Below are 23,687 nucleotides of genomic sequence, written 5' to 3'. Positions count from 1 at the left end.
AAGAAGTTGGTGCTAATGGCTTGCTAAAGTTTCCGTGATTTTTATATTCCGAGTTGGTTATATTGTAATTGGTGGTTTTATGGATATCGTAAATTTAAAAGAAAAGGGTTTAATCTCTCTAAGTGCATATAATATATGTATAAAATACAACCTGCATACAAAAATAGATTTTAATGAATTTCTCATCGGTTTCACTGATACTACTATTTTAGAAAGTTTTGATTTGGATATAATCAATGAGTTAAATATTTTATCTCAAATATACAATCATAGCTCTAAAGGAGTCAAAGGATATGGAAGTGAGAATAATAAAGAACTTTCCAAGGTTTCCAGTTTAGGTAGTGAAAATCAATTAGAATTATTCTCTAAAGAAAGAGAAATAGAAATTAAAAGTTTTTATAATAAAGGCGAGATTTCCGTTAGGGCTTATAATATATGTATGGAAAATCACCTGAATACTTTAGGTGAGTTGATAGAATATAAAGAAAAGTATAGTGACTTTTATAGACTGAGTAAATGTGGGCGAAAGACTAATGATGAACTAACAATTTTGGCGAATAAAGAAGTTGAAATCCATAGTTATCAAGATAACATAGAAGATGAAGTAGACTGTAAAGTAACAAGTTGGAATAATCTTTCAGAATTGGTAAGTAGCCTAGTAAAAAAAGATAGGGATTCAATTAATGATTTTATCAATTTTGTCCTAAGCTCATTATCGTCTCGTTCACAAAAATATATTACTGAATACTATAATCAAGATTTAAGAGTAAAAAAAATCGTAAGTGAGATTCGATTGATTGATAATAACTCTAATATAAAGGTAGGTTCAAAATCTTTTAAAGATATTAACTTCTTCTACGATCAGGTTTTAAAAAATATTTATTTAGACAGAAGTGAGAGAGAGGGATTAATAGAACAGTTATTTGAAGTCTTGCTGTATGGATCTAGAGATGATTCTAGTTTGGATATAGATGGCTATTCAGGATTGAAGATAATCGACTATGTTATTAGAGAAGGTATAGTATTTGGTGAAAGAAATGATATAGCTTTAGAGTGTCTAAATATATACGATAACTTTAAAGAAAGGACTTTGGAAGAAGTAGGGAATAATTTTGGATTAACTAGAGAAAGAATTAGACAGTTAAGGTTTAAAAGTCTGTTAAGATTGGATGAAGTATTGAAAGGAATGCGTGATATATTTTATAGAGAGATATACTCTGGCTGGGATAGTAGCGACAAGGATATATTGGAACTAACAAATGAAACGATAGAGAGTGTAAATAATAAAAATAATGTAAGTTTTTCAAAAGAATTTATTGCATACCTATATTCAATTTGTTCTAAAAACAAAGTATTAATACCTGAAGTAACATCTGAACATCTAGCTAATATTCAGGGTAAGGAAAATACTAGTTTTAGTAGCTTTTATTTGTTAGATAAAGATGTGTATAATAAATTAGACTTTGTTTCCTTGGTAGATGATATAAAAATATTAAGTAAAAGTAAGATTGAAGAAGATTATTATTTGGATTTTAATAATTTTCTCAATAGGTATTTGCATAATGGAGAAGAGTTAGATGAATTTTTAATTAGAAATTCTGAAGATCTAATTATGAAGGAGTCAGGAGTTTTTGTAAATGAGTTTAACGAATTAGAGTTTAAAAGAAATACTTCTAGAACAGTTCCAGATTATGCTTATGAAATATTAAAAGAAATAGGTGAGCCTTCAAAGATAGACCTAATATATAATATATTGTTAGAAAAATATCCAGATTTTGATCGATCGGAAAATACATTTAGAGGGTGTTTTAATGCGGACAGTAGATTTGTTCCTCTTGGAAGACGAAGTATATGGGGGTTAAAAGAGTGGGAGCATGAGCGAGATGATTTCTTAGGTGGAACAATGCTAGAAATGGCTGAGAATATCTTAAAAAATAGTGACTTACCTCTACACATTTCCGATATATCAGAAAAAATATCTAGATACAGGGATGTTGACTGTGGAAACTTAATGAGTAATTTAAAATTTAATAATCAAAGAGGGTTCGTTTTTTTTAAAAAACAATATGTTGGTCTAGATAGTAAAAATTATTCTGATGAGTTTAATGTTTTAGAAAGATTGGATAAAGAGAATAGAACATGGGATGAGAGTTATTTAAACTTGTTATCTTTTGTTGAACTGTATGGAAGAATACCTAAAGCAAGTGATGACTTTGATGAAGCCCCCAGAGTATATAGGTGGTATGGTATACAAAGGAAAAGATATCTAGATAATAAATTATCAGAAGATAGAGATAGTAAGATCAAAAGTATTATTACCTATTATGACAATCGGAGTCAGTATGAGTGAAATATACAGTATAGAGAGAAGAGTTAATGTCGAGAATCAAATAGAAGAACTAAAAAAAATATGCATGGAAAGTAATGTTGATTACGAACGTTTGAACACTATGTTAGAGGCGGAAAAAATAAAAAAGCTTTATAAGCGGGTTAATTACATCAATAAAGTTATTACTGAAATAATAGAGGATTAATTATGCGTTTTGAATATATTGAAATAAATAACTTTAGGCAGTATTTTCAGAGTAATCGTATTGATTTATCCGTTTCTAATGAAAAAAATATTATATTAGTAGGTGGTAAGAACGGTTACGGAAAGACAAATTTTTTACTATCCATTGTTTGGTGCTTATATGGGGAAAAGATATCACAGATAGATGATAATTTTAAAAAGGAAATACGTAAAGAGCGTAACTATAGTTCTTTTATGGAACATTCCTTAAATGCAACAGCAAAAGAAAAAGGCGAAAAAGAATTTTCAATAAGTATAAAAATATCTGATCTAAGATTACCTTTTCAGATAGAACAGTTTGATTTTAACGAAGTGACTATAACCAGAGAGTTTGATACAGAAAATTTTAGCGAGAACCTACTAATTCTTGATAAAAATGGTAAATTAATTTACGAGGATGAAGAAGATAAATTTAACTTTATCAATGATTTTGTTATACCAATTGATGCTGCTAAATTTGTATTTTTTGATGGTGAGAAAATATCTGAAGTAGCTAATCTATCTATTAAAGATGAAGGTAGTTTCATTAATGACGCATTGAACAAAGTGTTAGGATTAGATATTTACGAACAACTTTCTTTAGATTTAGGTAAGTATATTCAATCTTTGAAAAAGCATAGCCTTACGGGCAGATCAGAAAATCAAGTTAATGATATAGATAAAAGTATTGATAATAAGACTGATAGTATAGATGAATTAGAAGATGAAAATACAAATTTAAACAATGAAATAGAGATTAAAGAGCAAAAAATCGCTCAGTATGAAAAAATTATTAATGCATCTGCTCCTCAAGAATACAATATTAGTAAAGAAGAGCTTGTCGGTGAAAGATCGAAAATACTAGATAAAATCTCAACATTAGAGAGCGAGTTTAATGCTCTTGGTGAAGTTATACCGTTGGTCATGCTTTCAGGAAAATTACACCAAGTAAACGAACACTTGAAAAACCAGCAAAATAATGAAAATGCAGAAAACAATGCATTAGTTAATCTTGAAAAGATTGAACAGTTTATTGAGCTGCTTTTTAATGAACCTCCTCAACCAGAAAGTTCAACTTTATCTTTCAAGGATAAAGTTTTTTTCTATGAAAAAGCAAAAGACTTAGGTGAGGATATTTTTGGAGATAAAGAATCTGATTGTGTTCTAGATTTCGAACATGATTTGACTAAATCAGATAAGCAGTTAATCGATAACTCATTGATTGTTGTAAATTCATACAATCAAAAATCAGTTGAAGAGATTCTAGATCAATTGAACAATTCTGAGAATAGACTTTCTGAAATAAACTCAACTCTTAGTAGGATCGATGCAGATCAAGTTGATGAATATATATCTGATGTTATTAATAAACGTGAAAGGTTAAAGCAAGACGTTAAAGAAATTATTCAGAAGATAGGGAGTAATGTTGAGAGGATTAGTAGAGAATCCGAAGAAATTACAAGGAAGAAGGCACAATTAGATACTCTTATGAAGAAGATTGAAGTATCAAATGAAAATCAAATAAAAATTAATGCAGCACAAAGTTATATTGACGTACTAAATATTTTCATTGAAAGTCAGAAACAAGCTAAAAAAACTAGTCTTGAAAGTAATATATTAAAAGAACTTCGAAGTCTTATGCATAAAATGAAAGTATCTAACAATAGCTTTATTAATGAAGTCGTAGTTAATATTCTTCCAGATGGACACGGTATGAAGGTGTTTTTGTATGACGATAATGATGAAGAATTGAAAAAAGAATCATTATCACAAGGTGAAAAACAACTTTACATATCTAGTCTTATCAAAGCAATCTTAAAAGAATCATTATATCCGCTTCCAATATTTATCGATACTCCTCTTGGGCGATTGGATGATGAGCATATTACCAGTATATTGCAATATTATTATCCAACCTTATCGGATCAAGTTGTGTTGCTTTCAACAAATAATGAGATAACACCAACACGCTACCGTAAGATAGAAGGAGTTGTAGCAAAATCGTTCCTGCTTGAACATGATGGTAAAAATTCGAAATTTGTAGAAGGTTATTTTAAAGGGATTAGAAATGATTAGATTCAAGCTCAATCAAGAAACGACAGAAAGACTTGAAAAGCTTACGAAAATTTATGAGTTTAGATATGAGACAGTTACCATGCGAATTGCTTTCGCTTTAAGTTTGTCTAATGATAAGTACTACTCTAATGAAGAGCAAATCAGTGGAAATGATGGTAAAGAGTTCTCTCCTACGAGCAATGTATTTGGTCGTTATATAGATGATATAGATAATGAGTCTATATATTATGCGGTACTATGCCAGCATTATAATCAAAAATTAACTAGTGCAGATTTTATCCGACTGTACAAATTACATTTATCTGATGGATTAACACAGTGGCTAGAGAAAGTAAAAATGGCTGATACTGTATCAGGTGGTCATGTAAAATATTTAGCAAAAATTTTCAATAAAGGGTTATCTCAGAAACCAGTCTTTGTACATACTGCATCAACAGAGACAAAAATTGAAGTTGCTGAATTTAAAGCATTACTTAAATTTGATTTGGGTGAGTTTAGCGATGGAAGTAAGGTCGAAATTAGATTAAATGATTTAAGAGAGTTTGATAATAGGAATATTGCTATAGCAGGAATGGCAGGTTCAGGAAAAACACAATTAATTAAGGATGTTCTATATCAGATATCTCAGAAAACAAATAGTGAACTAAAGTTTATATTTTTCGATTACAAAGGCGAGGGTGATTCAGGTTCATTATCGACTTTTCTTGAAAATACGAAATGTAAATTTGTAGATATTATCAAGGATGGAGGGTTGGACTTTAACCCATTATCTGTAATTAAGACCGATCAAAATCATAGGCTATTTAGTATAAACTTATTTGTAGAAACGATAGCGACATTCACACCAAACATCGGTATAAACCAAAAAAGCATTCTTAAAGGTATTTTAACGGAATTATTTGATAGTATTGATGAGAATAGAATTCCTACAATAAATGAACTGTTTAGTTCTGTAGATGAGTTTTATGAGAAAAATAATAAAAAGAAGGATAGTTTGTATGCAGGAATCGAAGACTTAAATAGTAATATTTTTAACTGTGATTTCTCTGAAAAATCTATTTTTGATGAGAGCCTTTACCTGAACTTACCTCAAGAGCTTTCCGATACTTTAAGACAGTTAATAGTGTTTTTAGTCTTACGCTACTTAGTATCTTTTTTTAGTTCAACTAACGACTGTACACCAGTAGATAGTATTTTTCCTCTGCGTTACGTGATTGTTATTGATGAAGCACATATATACCTTAAGAATAAAAACGCTAGCAAAGCTCTTGAAGAGATGTTGCGTCTACTTCGATCTAAAGGTGTAGTTATAATAATGTTGTCACAAGGGGCAGAAGATTATAAAACAAAGAACTTCGACTTTGTTTCTCAGGTTAAGATACCTATATGTCTAAATATCAACAATAAAGATTACAAAGTAATAGAGCATTTTCTTGGAACTCCTAAGAGTACCTTTCAATTGCAGGAGGCTATCGATGAATTAGCTCCAGGTCAAGGTATTATAAATATAAAGGAACCAATGTGCTTTAAACTGGCACAATGGTGGCAGACTGAGAAGAATTTAAGTTAAGCTAAAATAGTGTTAACTTAACGGCCGTATGTAACTAATAGTTAGAAGTGCTACCTTTAGTTGGATTTACTCATAGGATAGTGAATAAAAACCTATTAAATACAATTTTTTATAGAAAATATTGCATTTAATGTATCTAAGTATATGATATTTATATTTTTTAATTTTAATTTGTCTATTTTGGTATACTTAACCCTTCTAGGATTCACCTTAGACTTTAATGTAAAGTATATGTCTTGAAAACCCGCCACTAGCGGGTTTTCTTTTATTTGCATAACGAGAATAACGTAAAATATATATTGAGTATTAATTGGATATAGTGTACCTTGTTATTATGTAAAGTATTGAGGTATCATAATGATTAATTCTTTCGGAACGACATCTTTTTCAATGAGTAGTGGAGAACGTTATTGCTTAGTCATTGATCGAATAACACAGCTACCTATCTACCACCCTAATTTATTCATCACAACCCAACTTCGTAATAAGTCAGACTCATTTTCAACTATGTTGTCAGCAGCTAATAACATAGCAATATTCCTTAGGTTTTTAGATGACAGAGATATAAACCTTGAGGAGCGGGTTCTATGTCGAGAGTTATTTGAAACTTATGAATTAGACGATTTGCGAGACTACACTCAGAGAAGATTCTCCAAGGTAGCTGATGAGGGTTGCTATGTTGGTAATGAAGGTGTAGTTAGCTCAATAACTCATTACATGCGCTTGACTACCATTGCTCAATACTTAAGTTGGTATGCTAATCATTTGATTAAGCAACCAAGTACAGTTGAAGCGAGACAAATAAAAAGAGTGGAGACACAGATAAAGGCACGACGTCCAGTAAAAAAAGGTCGTAACCGAGATCAGGATAGGTCACTTAACGATGACCAGTTAGAGGTCTTGTTTGAGGTAATAAAGGTAGGGTCAGAATATAATCCATTTGGTGAGCAGATACAACGACGTAATCGATTAATGATTTTAATTCTATATCACCTTGGAATTAGAGGTGGTGAATTACTTAATTTAAGAGTAAGTGACATTGACTTTTCCAAGCACCAACTAAAAGTTGTTAGGCGTGCTGATGATAAAAATGATCCTAGGGTACAAGAACCCAATGCTAAGACATTAGAACGTACAACACTTCTTGGAGAAATTCTGAGCAAAGAGATTCATGAATATATTACCAAAGATAGGCGTAAAGTCACTAATGCGAAGAGAAACGATTTTCTGTTTGTTACTCATAAAGAAGGGCCAACAGTTGGGCAGCCTATATCAAAATCTAGCTATTACAAAGTACTTAACATCGTAAAAACTGTATCACCTGATTTGTATAAATTAACAGGCCATAAGCTACGGCATACATGGAATCGTAAGTTTTCAGAAAAAATGGACTCAATGGACGAATCTGTAAGTGAGGAAAAACAAGAGCAATTTCGCTCTTATTTAATGGGATGGAAGCAAGGATCTGGTACGGCAATGCATTACAATAAAAGATTTATTCAAGAGCAAGCCCAAAAAGCAGCTTTAGCACTTCAATCGAACAGTGGAACACGACTACCAAAACAGGGATTGTGAAATGAAGAACTTAGCCATCAATTTTATTGAGAATACTGAAGAAGAACTATAGTCAGTCTTTTATAAATAAGATACAATGCTTTTAAAATAAAGAGAAAGATATAATCATTATGACTTACTCAGCAGACTTTCGAACGCAAGTTATAAAAAGCGTCAAAGACAAAGACATGAGCATTCGTCAAGCTTGTATTTTCTATGACATCAGCAAAACCACTTTACAGCGTTGGCTGAAAAATCCAAGTATCAAACAAACTCGGGATAAGCCACCCAGTAAAATACCAAATGAAGCACTTCTCAAAGACGTCGCGCAGTATCCAGACGATTACATGTACGAGCGAGCTCAACGTTTAGGCTGTAGCAAGTCAGGCATTGATATTGCCCTAAAGCGCCTTGGTATCAGTCAAAAAAAAGACCTTAGAGCATCCAAAAGYGTGTCCAATAAAAAGAGCAGCGTATCAGAGTAAGCTCAATAGTTTTATKCAGCAAGGCTATCCCATTGTGTACATGGATGAAAGCGGCTTTGAGGCTGAAACCATTCGTTCTCATGGCTATGCACCGATAGGTAAACCCTGTATCGACAGCTATAACTGGCAAGCAAGAAAGCGCACTAACGTTATTGGTGCGCTCTATGAAAAAATGTTATTTGCCTTAGATTACTTTGAGCAAAATATTAACAGCAGCATATTCTACCACTGGTGCAAACACACGCTAATACCAAGTCTTAAAACAAAATGTGTGATCGTGATGGACAATGCTAGATTTCATAAGAACAAATGCATTCAAAAACTACTGAACAGACATGGCCATCGTATTCTTTGGTTGCCACCCTACAGCCCTGATCTAAATCCCATTGAAAAGAAGTGGGCACAGGCAAAATTTCTACGTCAAGGCTGGATGGAGAATAATCTACCTAAGCTGTTTCATGATATGGGTTGTATCTCTTTTATTCTAGACTGACTATATCATTATGGCTTACTGGCAGCGACGGCATTACTTTTTACGATGACGGGCTGTAGTCAAAAAAACATTTTACCAACTTGGCACTTAACCGCTGGGGCGCAGCATGGCTCTGTCGATGCCGATGACTTGGTGTTTCCTGATCCCAACAAAGCATGGCAAAAAGGCGGTAATATCGTCAATCACGATGATGTTGCCAAGATTAGCGTAGGGACGACAAAGGATGAAATTTACAAGCTCATCGGTACACCGCACTTTAGCGAAGGTTTTAATGCTCGTGAATGGGATTATATTCTCACGTTTTATGACGCTGATAATAACGTAGAAACTTGCCAGTATAAGATTATCTTCGATGATAGCTATGAAGGAAGACTGCGTGATGATGAGTTCTTTGCTACTGAGTTTTATTGGCAGCCAGCATCTTGTGCTAAATACGCACAGTTTACGCCTTGATGGCTTGATCTGTATTCACGATTAAAGGCGCACAAATAAAAGCGCATAGATGAAAGAGTAAGGCATGGTGTCTTACTCTTTTTTACTTTTGATGGCTACGCATGACAGCTGCTTGGTGGATTACCTGATAGAGTCACAAAGAGGTGGGTTACCTGATGGAGTCACAAAGATATGTGCTATGGTAGTCGTTCTAAAGATAAGCCAAGTATTTCTAAAAGAGCTTATGTGGTTTCTTGGTTTTGCTATAAAAGGACTGGTAGCGTCAGTTTTTTTAATCTCATATGTTTATGATTAATGGGTGAAACATGGATGTTTTTTCATATTGGCAAGGGTTTTACCGCGGCCCTTACGCTAGTGGGGCCAATCATCATCGGAATGAAACCGTATGAGTATGACGATCAACGATAAAATACGATCCGATAGGATAGCCGATGAGTACACGCATGACGCCGCCCACACGTTCGGGTAAAGCAACATGGCTTGTCCCCGTACTGTGTCTGTTGGCGGGTGGGGCACTGATCGGTGTCTCGACCAATGTGGCAAAATATGCAGGAGTGGTGGGGCTGACACCATTGGCGTTTTTGTTTTGGTCGATAGCAGGTGCCGCTCTCATACTGTTGGTGATGGCTGTACTTAGGCACGAGTTGCCACCCTTGAGTAAACGCAGCTTTGAGTATTATGTTATCGCCGCTTTGGTCAGTGTGGCGGGGTCTAATTTGTTGCTATTTTCGGCCATTCCTCATGTCGGTGCAGGGTTTGTGGCGCTGATTGTGTCGTTGCCGCCGCTGCTTACTTATCTGGCCGCGCTTACTTTACGCATGGAGCGCTTTGATATCAGTCGTGCGTTTGGTGTGGGGGCTGCGCTACTGGGGGCGGGAGTGCTGGCGGTACACAAATTCTCTGCGCCAGACACCAGTATGTTTTGGGTATTGATCGCGCTGTGTGGGCCAGTGCTGCTGGCAGTGGGTAATATTTACCGCACGTTGCGCTGGCCTGCGGGTGCCTCTCCCCACTCACTAGCACCAGGGATGCTGTTGGCGGCGGCATTGCTATTATTATTGTGTGCAGCGTTGCCGGGCTTTTCAGTGGCGTTACCGCATACAGGATGGCTGCCAATCGCTGTGATTGTCTTACAAGCGTGGCTCTTTGCTGGGCAGTTTTTGCTATTGTTTTTATTACAAAAGACGGGTGGCCCAGTCCTGCTTAGCTTATTGGGCGCGGTGGGCGCGGTCGTCGGCGTGCCAATCGCTATTTTTTTGCAAAAAGAGACGCCGCCTGAGGGATTGTTTTTAGGCGCTTCACTGATTGCGGTAGGTGTGGTTTTGGTGACGTGGGGCGGGGTAAGAGTGACGGCGCGAGCAGCAAAAGACAGTGATACAAAACAGCAGTAAGCAAAAAAGTAACTTATAAAGGAATAAGAACCGCTGAACAAGGAGCGTATATGTCGGCAACTAAAGAACAGATCGTCGCCTTTATGGCAGCAGAGTTTCCGCAGACCAAATGCGTGGTCGAGTCGGTAGATGATAAAGGGGCAGTGCTATCACATGATATTGGCATAGATGAGCTGCGCCCAGGTGGGACAGTATCAGGGCCTGTATTGATGAGCATCGCGGATGTGGCAATTTATGTGGCCATCCTCGGTAGGATCGGCATCGTACCTTTGACCGTGACCACCAGTTTGACGATTAATTTTTTGCGAAAACCCTCGTCTGAGGCTCGCATCATAGCGGAGTGTACCCTGATGAAAGTGGGACGCACCCTGATAGTTGGTGAGGTGTCGCTGTACTCAGAAGGCTCAAGCGATATGGTGGCTCATGTCGTCGGAACGTACTCGGTGCCACCAGCGCTCACATAATGCCAGTCATACAACAAATCATTTAAAGTACTATTATCTGAATTACTATCATCTAAAACATTAGTGAAGTAAAGTTTATTGTTGTTTTCTAAAAAAGCTCTTAGCGTGACTGCTGAGGGCTTTTTTATTTGTATGGTCTGAATAATAGTAAACACCAGTTTTGTCATCATATTGTCATAACGGCACCGTATCCTTGTGCTCACGATAAATCGTGGTTGCGTCACACTCATATCTTTAGTTATTTATTGATATGTCGATAGCAGTCAACGCATAGCCATTAGGGATGTTTATGAAGGTTGTTGGTCGGTCTGGCAGTATTTCCACTCGTATCTTGGTTATTTTGGCACTGGCTTTTTTGTTGATTATTTTATTGGTGTACTGGGTCATACAAACACAAGCCAAACCGCGCATTCTAGCGATGACGTCAGAGATAGTCGTAGAAACTGGCAACGAAGCCATCAATAGCATCATGGCCAGTATCAATCATGTCGATGGACTGGCCAAAGCCACCAGCACGATGGCAGGCGGCTTGCCAAAACAAGATGACATTTATAAACAAACCTTTGGCAACCTCATGCAGCAGACGGATGCGCGTATCGTGGGCGGCGGTGTGTGGTTTGATCCCAATATGTATGTACAAGGCCGCGAGCGCCAGTCGTTTGTCTGGGCGCGAGACACGTCAGGCGTGATGCAGCCATTGACGCGTTATAATCAAGCTCGTCAAACGCCAACCCCGTATTATCGGGACTGGTGGTACATCCCTGCGATGTATGCGCGGCACGACCACTGCGTCTGGAGCCGAGCCTACGTCGATCCTGTGAGCAATCAGCGGGTAATGACCTGTGCCAAGGCGCTGTATGACAGTCGCAATCAGGCGTTTGATGGGGTAGTGAGCTTTAATTTGTTGCTGGATAACCTCGGCGCTGCCATGAAAAAGTGGCAAGACAAGCTCGGTGGTTATGTGTTTTTGGTCGATTTGGACAATCGGTTTTTGGCCTTTCCAGAGCAATCGAAGGTCACACAAACGACTGAGAATAATCCGCAAGGTGAGGTAGTCACGGCACGGCAGCTGGCCGCCCAAAGCCCTGGTTTTGCACCGATTGCGGACAGCTTAGAGCGTATCAATAATCAGCTAATCGATGAAGCACTGGCAAAAGATGAAGGCCGCTTTACACTCGCTGCTCGTAGTATCTTGAGCACCACCAATCTAGACAAAATTAGCGAGCAAGAGTCCAAACTGCTCTCTGCTTTACTACTATTAAATATTGATCAGACGTTTGCGCTTGTAGACAGTCATTTGGTTGAGACCATCGCTGTGCCTAATGATTTTATATTGCAGCAGCCAGCGACCGCTTTTGTCTTTCGTATGCCGTTTACCTATTGGAAGATGGTCGTCGTCAAGCCTGATAACGATATGATGAGCGTGGCAAATGCGTTGTCTGACAAGCTGATTCAGGCCATGTTGTTGGGTTTTATACCGATCTTATTATTGACCGCATGGGTGTTTCGTCGCTACTTCACGCGGCCGCTCAAGCGGATGGCCGATGCTGTGGCTGACATGGGTGCGCTGATTGAACAAAAGCAATATCAGCAGTTAAGCGCGCACAAACTGCCAGCCTCAGCAGTCAGTGAAATCCATGTCATCAGTGAACAAACCAATCAGCTGATCGACCGCATCGTCGAAAACGAAGGCGCACTGGCTGAAATCAATGTCCATCTAGAAAAGCAAGTCGCAGCTCGAACCCAAGACCTACAGCAAGCCATGGATGAGCTAAAAGCCTCACAAGTGCAGCTGGTACGCTCCGAAAAAATGGCCACGCTCGGCCAGATGGTGGCAGGCGTGGCACACGAGGTCAATACCCCGCTTGGCTATGTGCGCAGCAACATGGAATTGGTGGGTGATAATCTTGGGCGTTTTGATGAGCTGATACAGCATATCGAGCAGTTATTGCAGGCCTTAAAAGCGCCAAATACCCCGCTAGAAAAAACAGAGCAGCTGATAGCGCAAACCTTACAATGCTGCGAGGCAATCAAAGAAGATGAGGTCAGTGAGGATTTGGCCGATTTGATTAAAGACGGGCTGTACGGGGTCGATCAGATTGCAGAGCTGGTCGTCAGCTTGCGTGATTTTTCTCGAATTGATGAATCTAAAGTAAAAGACGTCGATATCAATGACTGTATCACCACCTCCCTTGTCATGGCGCGAAACAATCTAAAAAACCTAGACGTCAGCACAGAGCTTGCCGAGCTGCCATTGATTCAATGTAACCCTTCACAAATCAACCAAGTGTTATTAAACCTATTTAATAATGCCGCTCAAGCCATGCCAGCCGATCGTAAAGGCACATTGCATATTACGTCATCTGTCGATGACACCCAGCAGTACCTAGCCGTGAGTGTCAAAGACAATGGCGTGGGCATCGAGGAGAGCAAGCTGGTACAGATTTTTGAGCCATTTTTTACCACCAAAAAAGCCGGTGAGGGTACAGGCCTAGGGCTGGCTATTAGCGCGCAAATCATGGAGCAGCATCATGGACGTATGGAGGTCAGCTCAGTCGTTGGGGAGGGCACGACGTTTACGCTGCTGCTGCCTGTGCAGTCGACTGCCCATAAGAGCAAACCAGCTCGGGCTTTATTTGAAAATGAATAGACTTAAAACTATAAAGAGAATGACATGCAAAAACCAAAGATTGCCTTTATCGATGATGAACCGCGCATTTTACGCAGTTTAAAGATGCACTTTCGCCAGTCGCACGATGTGTTTACCACCACTGATGCCGCCGAGCTGATGGCGTATGTCAGCCGCCACGATGTCCAAGTGGTCATCAGTGATCAGCGTATGCCAGATAAGCAAGGGACAGAAGTGCTGCGTGATATCAAAGAAAAATCGCCAAATACCATTCGTATTTTATTGACCGGCTATGCCGATCTAAACGCGGTGATTGATTCGGTCAATGAAGGCGAGATTTATCGTTATATCACCAAACCTTGGCAAAATGACGAGCTAAAAGACGTCATCAACAAAGCGACAGAGATTGCTCAACAAACACAAGACATTGCCCCGAGTGTTTTTGGGGACACCGCACTGTCTCATTCTGCATACAGTAATGCAGCTGGCAAGCGCCATCTACTGGTATTAGACGATGACGAGCATGTCTATCAGCAAATAAAAGGTCATTTTAAGGGTGCCTATACAGTGAGCTGGGCAAACACGCTGGAGCAGGCAGCAAGCTTATTACAAAAAAAGCGCTTTGGGGTCACCATTGCTGACGCCACGCTCAACGAAGAAAACATCACGCCTGTGGTTTATGCCCTAAAAAACATCCAGCCAGACTTAATGGTGTTGATGCTGACTGAATTTAAAGATGCTCATATGGTGATTGATTTAATCAATAAGGGTCAAGTGTATCGCTGCTTACCACGACCGACCAATTTTTCTATGATGAGTATCAGTCTGGATCGCGCCTTTGATCATCATGAGCGACTACTCCAGCAGCCGATACTGGCGGCGCGCCATCAGGTCGAGGCAGTGCCTGCGTCCGAGGCGTTTAGCTTTTCTGAGAGAATAAAAGGTTTTTTTACCAAAATAAAAAGCTGGCGCATCGGTAAATAGCAGCGATGGATACCTGCGCCTAGGGCGTGTTGAACATTTGGATGTTCAACACGCCCTAGTCTGTAATACTCGCTGTCCAAGCAAAGGTCTCTATGATGTGACGCCACTGCTCGTCCAGTCCTGCTTTTAGTAGCAGTGGCTCACCGGTGACAGGATGGCTGAGCGCCAAACTGTGAGCATGCAGTAGCATGCGCGTGCAATCATACTGAGTACGAAAAAATCGATTGTGCCGTCCATCGCCGTGACTGGTATCACCCACGATAGGGTGAAACAAATGCTTCATATGCCGGCGCAACTGATGCTTGCGGCCAGTGATGGGCATCAAGCGCATGAGGCTATAGCGGCTGGTATTGTGCTTTTTTGATACGGCAAATGGCAGCTCGATCTGTGCTAAGCGTTGCCAATGAGTCACCGCTTCTTGAGCGGGTTTGTCCACATTGGCAAACTTATCGGCGATGGCGTCTGGCTGAAAGCTTAGCGCATGATCAACAAAGCCTTGCTCTGGCATAAAGCCGCGCACCACCGCCAAATATTGCTTGGTTACCTTGCGCGTAGTAAAAGCCTCGGTCAACGAGCGCGCCACGTCCGCATTTTTGGCAAACAGTAATACCCCTGACGTCGGCCGATCCAGACGATGTACGGGAAACACATGACAGCCTACGGCATCACGGGTCAGCTGCAGAGCAAAGCGCGTCTCGCCCTTATCCAGCCAGCTGCGATGCACCAATAATCCCGCCTCTTTATTAATCGCCACCAAAAACTCATCTTCATAAACAATCTCTACTTGGCTGGCGCTATCACTTTCGATATTCATATGTTTTACCCATCTGTATAGGCTATCATTTTATATTCATTATACATCAGCTGTTTTTATATATAGTCAGGTCAATATAAACAGGATACAGCGAGACTGGAATGAATTTTACGCAGCACCCGTCGTATACAATGTATCTCTTTTATTTAGTAATGACGACATCGCTTTTTTAGCGTCTTGCTGAAAATGACTGCTACTATCAGACTGAGCCATGCTGAAAAAACCGTAGAGAGAAACTTGATAAACTAAGCTCATTAATCGGAGTTTGCTATGATCAAGAAAGTGAGAGCTTGCAGTGACGAATTCAAAGCTAAAGCTGTCAAGAAAATAGCGAACGATAAGTAGTACCTTCTTCTTTCAGGACGGGATACATAAAAAAAAGCCCCAATCATAAAGATTGGGGCTTTTCGAATCTGGTAGGCGTAACTAGATTCGAACTAGCGACCTCTACCATGTCAAGGTAGCGCTCTAACCAACTGAGCTATACGCCTATTTAGGTTGAGCATTTTAGCAAGTTTTTAAGACTTTGCAAGCCTTTTTTATAAAAAAATTGAATTATTATGAAAATACTTATAATCCCTTCCAGATTGAGGCTTTTTATGGCTTTATAGAGATATCACCGGCATTGATGTTACTATGATTTTCATAAAGGCGCATTGGTTTTCATAAAAGAGCAATGGTTTTCATAAAAGAGCAATGGTTTTGATCAGAGGTCGTTGTTCAGACTGTTTTGTTTGATGTCAGCACTCAATGATGACGGTGACAAGGCTATGATGATATTAACGTAGAATGGGATAGATTATGGGATTATTAGTCGAAGGTAAGTGGCAAGATCAGTGGTATGACACAAAATCCAGTGGGGGCCGCTTCCAGCGTGAGGACGCAGGCTTTAGAAACTGGGTGACCGCAGACGGTAGCGCAGGCCCATCAGGGGTAGGCGGTTTTAAAGCCGAGCCAAACCGTTATCATCTGTATGTATCGCTGGCTTGCCCTTGGGCGCATCGCACCACCATTTATCGTAAGCTCAAGGGCTTGGAGGATATGGTGTCGTTGTCGGTTGTGCATCCATTTATGGGTGATAAGGGCTGGACGTTTGCCGCGGGCGAGGGCGTGATTGCTGATCCGCTACACGATGCCGATTATGCTTATGAGATATATGTTGCGGCGAAGCCTGATTATACAGGGCGCGTCACGGTGCCTATCTTGTGGGATAAAAAAACCAATACCATCGTCAGCAATGAGTCATCAGAGATCATCCGTATGTTTAACACCGCCTTTGATGAGGTCGGCGCGCGTGCTGGTAACTTTTTACCAGCAGAGAAGGTGGCCGAAATCGATGAGATCAACGATAGGGTCTATACAGCGGTAAACAATGGCGTCTATAAGGCAGGGTTTGCTACCACGCAAGCTGCTTATGAAGAGGCAGTGACGGCGCTATTTGAGGCGTTAGACATGCTCGAGGCGCGCTTGTCCCAGCAGCGCTACTTGGTCGGCCAGACGATCACAGAAGCAGATTGGCGCTTATTTACCACGCTTGTGCGTTTTGATAGTGTGTATTTTGGTCATTTTAAATGCAACATACGCCGTATTGTTGATTACCCCAATCTGTGGGGCTATCTGCGAGAGTTGTATCAAGTGCCAGGCGTCGCAGAGACGGTCAATATGACGCATATCAAGCAGCACTATTATGGTAGTCATACCAATATCAACCCAACACGTATCGTCCCTGTCGGGCCTGCGATTGATTTTCATTCGCCACATCAGCGTGATAAGGCATAAGTTTATTTTAAAGTGACTATTTATCAAATTGTCTGTGTGTTTAAGAGGTTCGCAGGCAGAGGTTAACTGATACTGATAAAAAATCTCACAACAAAAAACGCCCCAGCTGACCGATGTTAGCTGGGGCGTTTTTGAATGATAAGTTATTGATTAAACTTATCTTTAAGCGTTGTTTAGCTGACGCGCTGCCTCTAAGGCAAAATAGGTCAAGATGCCGTCGGCACCCGCGCGGCGAAAGCCAATCAAAGACTCTAAGATCACCGCATCAGTCAGCCAGCCATTTTGAATCGCGGCCATGTGCATGGCATATTCGCCAGATACTTGATAAGCAAAAGTCGGCACGCCAAAGGTGTTTTTGACTTCGCGAATCAAATCCAGATAAGGCTGACCGGGCTTGATCATCACCATATCGGCGCCTTCGTTGATGTCCATGGCCACCTCGTGTAGAGCCTCGGCGCGGTTACCAAAGTCCATTTGGTATTGTTTTTTGTGCCCACCTTTTAGGTTGCCTGCACTGCCGACAGCATCACGGAATGGTCCATAATAAGCCGAGGCGTATTTGGCAGAATAAGCCATGATAGCGGTATTGACAAGACCTTCGCTCTCAAAGGCATCACGCATGGCTTTGATGCGGCCATCCATCATGTCACTTGGTGAGATAATATCAGCGCCAGCCTGTGCATGGACAAGGGCTTGCTTGACCAATACCTCGATGGTGGCATCGTTGATGACATAGCCACTATCGTCGAGCAGACCATCTTGGCCATGTGAGGTATACGGGTCCAGTGCCACGTCAGTCATCACCACCATTTCTGGTACGGCGTCTTTTACGGCTTTTACTGCGCGCGCTGTCAGGCCATTTTTATCGTAGGCTGCTTTGCCGTCTGGGGTTTTTAGAGCGTTGTCAATGACGGGGAAGATATCGATGGTTGTGACGCCCTCATTTAATAGCGCTTTGGCATAATCGATCAGCAGATCGATAGATAGACGCTCGACCCCTGGCATGCTAGAGATGGCCTCACGCTGATTTTTACCTTCTAAGACAAAAACAGGGGCGATAAAGTGTTTGGGGTGTAGCTCCACTTCACGAATCATCGCGCGTACATTGTCGTTATAACGTAAGCGGCGCAAGCGAGTGGCAGGATATTGGCGGTTAAAGGTATAGCTCATAATCATTCCTTATATTTGTTTTGTTTGATGAATTTTACATGCTCTAAGCGTTGCCGTCTGATACGGCTATGTGAGGCTGGCTAGTATGGTCTGACTACTATACCCAATAGCCACGGTCAAAAGCAAAAAGCCCTACCAAGTCGGTAGGGCTGATGGTACGTATCGACTGTTAGGGCATTGTGTTGCCTTGCCCTCGTTAAGACTGCTTATGGTTCAACGATCTGGGTCACAGGGACGGTCTCTGTACTGGTGTCAAAGGTGGTCTTTTCGTTGATCACCCCGACCGCAGCATCTGTTGTACCATCGTCATTGACATCGACCACCGCGGTTGGCTCAAAGCTTGCGGTCTCTTTGGCCTGCGCTTGCTTGATTGCACCTGCTTCTTGCGGCGAGGCTACCCGTGCTGAGCTGGCAGCCTCGATAGCGTTTACTGCTTTTGCTTTGTTGGTGCTAGCAGGTAAGTTGACCAATTGTACCAAGTTTTTGTGTGGTACGGGAATGGCTGTTGGTACATCAAGGTTGGCACCGCCACCGAGCGCTTGGTATAGCTCGATTTGGCTGACGATTTTTTGTAGTTCCAAATCCAAGATACCTTGCTGAGTTGAGAACAGCGAGCGCTGGGCATCGAGTACGTCTAGATAGTTTGCGATACCAGCCTTAAAGCGTGCATCTGCTATCTGATAGGTTTGCTCAAAGTTGTCTTGTAGACGATACTGTGCTTCGAGCTGCTGTCCTAGCGTCGCACGTGTGGCCAATACATCTGACACTTCACGGAAGGCGGTTTGGATAGATTTTTCGTAATTTGCCAAGGTCTGCTCGCGCTCGATTTTGGCCACGTCGTAGTTGGCATCTAGGCGACCTGCATCAAAGATAGGCACGCTAATACTTGGGCCAAACGACCAGCCCACCGAGCCGCTCTTAAACAAGTCATCCAAACTACCACTACTCACGCCTACACTACTGGCTAGGCTGATAGAGGGGAAGTAAGAAGCGCGTGCCACTTCGATATTGGCACCAGCCGCTTTGAGGCTGTACTCTGCTTGTAGGACGTCAGGGCGATAACGCAACAGCTCACTTGGCAAGCCGGCATTAAAGATCTGCTGGCTTGTGATATTGCTGACGGCAGGCGCTGGAATCAAATCATTTGGAATCGGGGCGCCAATCAGATACTGCAAGGCATTACGCGAGGTCAAAATACTACTCTGGGCGCGTAGTACCGCCAGTCTGGCATTTTCTAAAGACGCGCTGGCTTGTAATGAGGGCAGTTTGGGATCGACCCCAGCTTCAAAGCGTTTGTCGGCAATAAACAGCGAGCGCTCACGGCTCTCAGCAGTGGCTTCTGCCAGTTTTAGCTGCGCCAAGCTATAGCTTAGGTTGGCATAGCTTTGGGCGATGTTACTAATCAGGCTGATTTGCGTGGCGTCTTTGGCGGCGCTCGTCGCTAAGAAATTTTGCAAGGCTTGATCTTTTAAGCTGGCAATTTTGCCCCAAAAATCCAGCTCATAGTTGGCCAAGCCTAGGTTGACGTTATAGCTGCTGTTGGGGTTTTTGTCGACGCTATTTTGCGCTTGACGCGTGTAGCCGCCACTGGCGTTGATCGCAGGCAAATCATTGATGTCAGTGATTTGATATTGCGCGCGCGCTTTCTCAATTGCAAGGCGCGCACTTTCAAAGTCTTTGTTATTTTCCAGTCCTAATGCAATCAGACCTTTTAGGCGCTCATCGCTATAAAAGTCCTGCCAGCGCTGTCCTGCGATACTTGGCTGCTCGCCACTACTGACGGTTTCTTTGTCAAATGCGCCGTAGGTTTGCTCAATCGGCACATTGGGCTCAGCCAATACAGGACGCATATCCGCCTTTGGAATGGTGTTACAGGCTGCCATGCTGAGCGCCAAGGCGGTCAAGCCGATAAGACGACCGCCGTTTTTGCGCAGTGCTGCCCGCGTTGGGTGGGCAGGGGTAGCCATGTTGGCTACCGCAGCTGAGCTTAGGGTTAAGGTTTTTTGAGCACTCATTGTGTATTGTCTCCAAAGCTTGCAGGCTGATAACTTTCAGAAGGCGTTGGGGTTTGTGGGCCAGTTGGGCCACTGCCACCATCTTTATCATTCGGTTGATTGTTCTCATATTTGTGCGGGAACAAACTACGCACCCAGATGTAGAACATAGGGATAAAGAAGATACCTAAGAATGTCGCGGTGACAACCCCGCCGACCACACTGGTACCAATGGCGTTTTGACTGCCCGAACCTGGTCCTGTGGCGAGGAATAATGGCACAACACCGAGTCCAAAGGCAAGTGAGGTCATGATAATTGGGCGCAGACGTTGACGTGCTGCGGTCATTACCGCCTCTTTTAGACTATAGCCTTCTTCTTGGTGCTCTTTGGCAAACTCGATAATCAAAATCGCGTTTTTGGCAGACAGACCAACGACGGTGAGTAGACCCACCTGTAAGTAAATATCGTTGTTAAAGCCGCGTAGCCAGGTAAATATCACCGCTCCCAATACCCCAAGTGGAATCACCAGTAGGACAGAGAAGGGGATGGACCAGCTTTCATATAGAGCGGCTAGGCATAAGAATACCACTAAGATAGACAGCGCATATAGCATGGGCGCTTGGGCACCTGATTTTTGCTCCTCAAGTGACATACCCGTCCATTCGTAGCCGACGCCATCAGGCAGTTTTTCCATCATGGCTTCCATCGCGCTCATTGCCTCACCTGTACTAAGACCAGGCGCAGCGCTACCTTGGATGTTCATAGAAGGCAAGCTGTTATAACGGGTCAGACGCGGAGAGCCTGATTGCCATTCGCTGCTAGAGAACGCATCAAATGAAATCATATCGCCCGTATCATTACGTACATACCACTTACCGATGTCATCTGGGTTGGTACGGCTGCTAGGCTCGCCTTGGACAAAGACGCGTTTGATACGACCACGATCGACGAAGTCATTGATATAGCTTGAGCCCCAAGCTGTAGAAATAACACTATTGATGCTGCCAAGCGATAGGCCATAAGCGGCAGCCTGCTCTTGGTTGATATTGACTTTGAGCTGCGGCGCATCTTCTTGGCCGTTAGGGCGCACACCTGCGACTTGATCGTTTTGGGCGGCCATGCCAAGCAGCATATTACGCGCCTCGAGCAAGCCTTCGTGTCCGAGGTTGCCGGTATCCTGAATCATCAAGTCAAAACCACTGGCGTTACCCAGCTCAGTAATCGCTGGTGGAACGATGGCAAAGACTTGTGCTTCGTTTAGTTGGGTAAAGAAATATCCCATGGCACGATCAGCGACAGCCTGTGCGGTGTTTTCTTCACCAGGACGATCCGCCCAGTCAGATAAGCGCACAAAGGCCAGACCCATGTTTTGCCCTTGTCCAGCAAAACTAAAGCCTGCAATGGTAAAGACAGAGGCGATATTGTCGCCTTCTTGCGTGTCGTAATAGTTACTGACTTTATCGAGCACGTCTTGTGTTTCATCTAGCGTGGCGCCAGCAGGAAGCTGGACTAAGGTAAACATAATACCTTGGTCTTCTTCTGGCAAAAACGAACCTGGAATACGCAAGAACACCACTGCCATGATACCGATGATGGCGGCATAGCCGATCAGATATAGCCACTTAAACCGAATACTCTTACCAACGAAGTTTTCATACGAGCGGCTAAGTTTAAAGAAGCCGCGGTTGAACCAGCCAAAAAAGCCTTTTTGTTCTTCGTTGCTGCCTTTTTCGTGACTCTTACTACGTTTTAGTAGGGTCACACACAGCGCTGGCGTAAAGATCAGCGCGACCAAGGCAGAGAGCACCATACTGGTGATCAAGGTGATGGAGAACTGACGGTAAATAACCCCAGTCGAGCCGCCAAAGAAAGCCATCGGTACGAATACCGCTGACAATATCAAGGCAATACCGATAACGATTTTACTGATTTCACCCATAGACTGTAGGGTGGCATCCTTGATAGAGATATGCGGATCTTCTTCTAAAATACGCTCGACGTTTTCTACCACGACGATGGCATCATCGACCAACAGACCGATGGACAGTACCATCGCAAACATGGTCAAGACGTTGACACTAAACCCTGCGACATACAGTACAGCAAAAGTACCGAGTAGAACGACAGGGACAGCAAGGGTCGGAATGATAGTGGCGCGCCAGTTCTGTAAGAAAATAAACATGACGATAAATACCAGCACGATCGCTTCGATCAGTGTATGAACCACTTGCTCGATAGACAAACGTACGAATGGCGTGGTGTCATAAGGCACAACAGAGATAAGGCCTGCTGGGAAGTTGGCTTCTAGCTCAGCCATACGTGCGCCGACCGCCTCACGGGTCTCTAGCGCGTTTGCGCCTGCAGCCAATGAGATACCTAGACCTGCCGCTTCTTGACCGTTATACAAGGAGATGACGCTATAGTTTTCACTACCGATTTCGACATCAGCGACATCGCCGAGGCGTACTTGCGCGCCCGATGTGTCTGTTTTTAGCAAGATATCTTTAAACTCTTCAGGAGTTTGTAGATAGCTCTGTACGGTGACGGTGGCGTTGATGACTTGTCGATCGGTGTCAGCAGGTGCTTGCCCTAACTGACCGGCTGAGACTTGCGCGTTTTGTGAGCGTACCGCATTGACCACATCAGAGGGCACCATGTTGTAGCTACGCAAGCGCGCAGGGTCCAGCCATATACGCATGGCATACGCCGAACCGAACACCTGTACTTCACCCACCCCTTCGACACGGCTTAGCTGATCGACGACGTTTGAGTTGATATAGTCGGCGATATCCGCACGATCCATACTACCGTCTTCGGAGATAAAACCCTGTACCATCAAAAAGCTGCTGGAGGATTTGTTGACGTTGACGCCTTGACGCTGCACCGACTCAGGTAGCGAGCTCATGGCCGCTTGTAGTTTGTTTTGTACTTGTACCTGTGCCGTATCAGGGTCTGTGCCGTTTTCAAAGGTGAGCGTCACAGAGGCGCTACCGTTTGAGGAGCTCGACGATGACATATACATCAGACCATCAAGGCCCTTCATACGTTGTTCAATGATCTGGACAACGGAATCTTCGACGGTCTGGGCGTTGGCACCAGGATAGCTGGCACTCACCGAAATCGTCGGCGGTGCAATACGTGGATACTGTTCGATCGGTAGATTGATGACCGATATCACCCCGATGAGCATGACCAAAATAGCCAGCACCCATGCAAAAATAGGGCGATTAATAAAAAAACGTGACATAGTATATCCCTAAGTCTTCCTATCTTTGAATG

The 23,687-nt window shown here is 42.3% G+C and carries 17 protein-coding genes and 1 tRNA gene; 13 read left to right on the top strand and 5 right to left on the bottom strand.

Annotated features, from left to right (window positions below; translation table 11 throughout):
* Positions 1–79: 79 nt before the first annotated feature.
* The 12 genes from CAP50_RS10400 (at position 80) to CAP50_RS10340 (ending at position 14,650) form a co-directional block, all read left to right on the top strand.
* On the top strand, positions 80–2,350 hold the full coding sequence (locus tag CAP50_RS10400) for a sigma factor-like helix-turn-helix DNA-binding protein (RefSeq protein ID WP_100749939.1): 2,271 nt from the start codon (positions 80–82) through the stop codon (positions 2,348–2,350).
* Positions 2,343–2,534 carry a hypothetical protein gene (locus CAP50_RS10395; protein ID WP_100749938.1) on the top strand — a complete coding sequence of 64 codons (192 nt, stop codon included), beginning with the start codon at positions 2,343–2,345 and terminating at the stop codon, positions 2,532–2,534. Before CAP50_RS10400 ends, CAP50_RS10395 begins: the two co-directional genes overlap by 8 nt.
* A 2-nt stretch (positions 2,535–2,536) precedes the next feature.
* The gene (gene dndD, locus CAP50_RS10390; protein ID WP_100749937.1) at positions 2,537–4,627 is read left to right on the top strand and encodes a DNA sulfur modification protein DndD; all 2,091 of its coding nucleotides are present in this window, start codon (positions 2,537–2,539) and stop codon (positions 4,625–4,627) included.
* Positions 4,620–6,197: a DndE family protein gene (locus CAP50_RS10385; protein ID WP_198411624.1), complete on the top strand. Its 1,578-nt coding sequence runs from the start codon at positions 4,620–4,622 to the stop codon at positions 6,195–6,197. Before dndD ends, CAP50_RS10385 begins: the two co-directional genes overlap by 8 nt.
* 357 nt (positions 6,198–6,554) lie before the next feature.
* Positions 6,555–7,772 (top strand): tyrosine-type recombinase/integrase, encoded by a 1,218-nt coding sequence (locus tag CAP50_RS10380; protein WP_100749936.1) that lies wholly within the window; start codon positions 6,555–6,557, stop codon positions 7,770–7,772.
* Positions 7,773–7,882: 110 nt separating this feature from the next.
* Entirely contained in the window at positions 7,883–8,236 is a 354-nt protein-coding gene (locus tag CAP50_RS10375) for an IS630 transposase-related protein (protein WP_075100793.1), read from the top strand.
* Positions 8,163–8,729, top strand: coding sequence for an IS630 family transposase (locus CAP50_RS10370; protein WP_153045443.1), 567 nt, complete (start codon positions 8,163–8,165; stop codon positions 8,727–8,729). Before CAP50_RS10375 ends, CAP50_RS10370 begins: the two co-directional genes overlap by 74 nt.
* A gap of 45 nt (positions 8,730–8,774) precedes the next feature.
* Entirely contained in the window at positions 8,775–9,182 is a 408-nt protein-coding gene (locus CAP50_RS10365) for an outer membrane protein assembly factor BamE (RefSeq protein ID WP_100749935.1), read from the top strand.
* A 431-nt stretch (positions 9,183–9,613) separates the two neighbouring features.
* On the top strand, positions 9,614–10,573 hold the full coding sequence (locus tag CAP50_RS10355) for a DMT family transporter (RefSeq protein ID WP_100749933.1): 960 nt from the start codon (positions 9,614–9,616) through the stop codon (positions 10,571–10,573).
* A 50-nt stretch (positions 10,574–10,623) separates the two neighbouring features.
* The gene (locus CAP50_RS10350; RefSeq protein ID WP_100749932.1) at positions 10,624–11,037 is read left to right on the top strand and encodes a PaaI family thioesterase; all 414 of its coding nucleotides are present in this window, start codon (positions 10,624–10,626) and stop codon (positions 11,035–11,037) included.
* Positions 11,038–11,326: 289 nt separating this feature from the next.
* A complete protein-coding gene (locus CAP50_RS10345; RefSeq protein ID WP_100749931.1) occupies positions 11,327–13,687 on the top strand; it encodes an ATP-binding protein in 2,361 nt (786 codons plus the stop codon).
* Between the two features lie 24 nt (positions 13,688–13,711).
* Positions 13,712–14,650, top strand: coding sequence for a response regulator (locus tag CAP50_RS10340; RefSeq protein ID WP_100749930.1), 939 nt, complete (start codon positions 13,712–13,714; stop codon positions 14,648–14,650).
* Positions 14,651–14,705: 55 nt separating this feature from the next.
* Here the strand turns inward: CAP50_RS10340 and truC are convergent, their stop codons facing one another.
* Positions 14,706–15,464, bottom strand: a complete 759-nt coding sequence (truC, locus tag CAP50_RS10335; RefSeq protein WP_100749929.1) for a tRNA pseudouridine(65) synthase TruC — start codon at positions 15,462–15,464, stop codon at positions 14,706–14,708.
* 414 nt (positions 15,465–15,878) lie between these two features.
* Positions 15,879–15,955 (bottom strand) — tRNA-Val (locus tag CAP50_RS10330).
* Positions 15,956–16,265: 310 nt separating this feature from the next.
* Here CAP50_RS10330 and CAP50_RS10325 point away from each other — a divergent pair.
* Positions 16,266–17,243 (top strand): glutathione S-transferase family protein, encoded by a 978-nt coding sequence (locus CAP50_RS10325; protein WP_100749928.1) that lies wholly within the window; start codon positions 16,266–16,268, stop codon positions 17,241–17,243.
* Between the two features lie 162 nt (positions 17,244–17,405).
* Here CAP50_RS10325 and hemB read toward each other — a convergent pair whose 3' ends face one another.
* The 3 genes from hemB to CAP50_RS10310 form a co-directional block, all read right to left on the bottom strand.
* Complete coding sequence (gene hemB / locus CAP50_RS10320; RefSeq protein ID WP_075100621.1) at positions 17,406–18,413, bottom strand: porphobilinogen synthase; 1,008 nt, start codon at positions 18,411–18,413, stop codon at positions 17,406–17,408.
* A 206-nt stretch (positions 18,414–18,619) separates the two neighbouring features.
* The gene (locus tag CAP50_RS10315) at positions 18,620–20,428 is read right to left on the bottom strand and encodes an efflux transporter outer membrane subunit (RefSeq protein WP_100749927.1); all 1,809 of its coding nucleotides are present in this window, start codon (positions 20,426–20,428) and stop codon (positions 18,620–18,622) included.
* On the bottom strand, positions 20,425–23,655 hold the full coding sequence (locus CAP50_RS10310) for an efflux RND transporter permease subunit (RefSeq protein ID WP_100749926.1): 3,231 nt from the start codon (positions 23,653–23,655) through the stop codon (positions 20,425–20,427). The genes CAP50_RS10315 and CAP50_RS10310 overlap by 4 nt, the downstream gene beginning before the upstream one ends.
* Positions 23,656–23,687: the final 32 nt, after the last annotated feature.

The organism is Psychrobacter sp. L7, from assembly GCF_002810365.1.
GTDB classification, from domain to species: Bacteria; Pseudomonadota; Gammaproteobacteria; order Pseudomonadales; family Moraxellaceae; genus Psychrobacter; species Psychrobacter celer.
Note: the sequence above shows the minus strand (reverse complement) of the source record. Positions and strands in the feature narration are given on the sequence as shown.